Here is a 670-nt window from a genome sequence, read left to right as displayed (position 1 = left end):
TGTCGGGGGCGGCGTTTTTTGTGTTGGACGGCTGGCTGCGGCCGGTGCCCGCAGGTGTGGTCGGAGAGTTGTATATCGCCGGACATGGTGTGGGAGTGGGCTATTCGGGCCGGGCCGGGCTGACCGGATCACGGTTCGTGGCCTGCCCGTTCGGCGCCCCAGGTGCCCGCATGTATCGCACCGGAGACCTGGTCCGCTGGAGCCCCGACGGCCAACTGCACTACCTCGGGCGCGCCGACAACCAAATCAAAATCCGCGGCTACCGCATCGAACTCGGCGACGTCCAAGCCGCCCTCGCCCAGCTCGACGGCGTCACCCAGGCCGCCGTGATCGCCCGCGAAGACACCCCCGGCGACAAACGACTGGTCGGCTACATCACCGGCACCGCCGACCCCGCCGACACCCGCACCGCACTGGCGGCCCTGCTACCCGCCTACATGCTCCCCGCCGCCATCGTCGCCCTCGACGCCCTACCATTGACCGTCAACGGCAAACTCGACACCCGCGCCCTGCCCGCACCCGAATTCACCGCCGGCGGCTACCGCGCCCCCACCAACGCCGTCGAACACACCCTGGCCGACCTCTACGCCCACCTCCTCAACCTCGACAAGGTCGGCATCGACGACTCCTTCTTCGACCTCGGCGGCCACTCCCTGCTCGCCATGCGCCT

At 69.3% G+C, this 670-nt stretch carries 1 protein-coding gene; it reads left to right on the top strand.

Going from position 1 to position 670, the window contains the following annotated elements; all coding sequences use genetic code 11:
* Positions 1-670, top strand: a 670-nt coding sequence (locus tag A5658_RS16025; RefSeq protein ID WP_156751498.1) for a non-ribosomal peptide synthetase, incomplete at both ends; no start/stop codon positions are given.

Origin of the sequence: Mycobacterium sp. 1245111.1 (assembly GCF_001673405.1) — a bacterium.
Classification (GTDB): Bacteria; Actinomycetota; Actinomycetes; order Mycobacteriales; family Mycobacteriaceae; genus Mycobacterium.
This window is presented reverse-complemented; position numbering and strand designations above follow the sequence as displayed.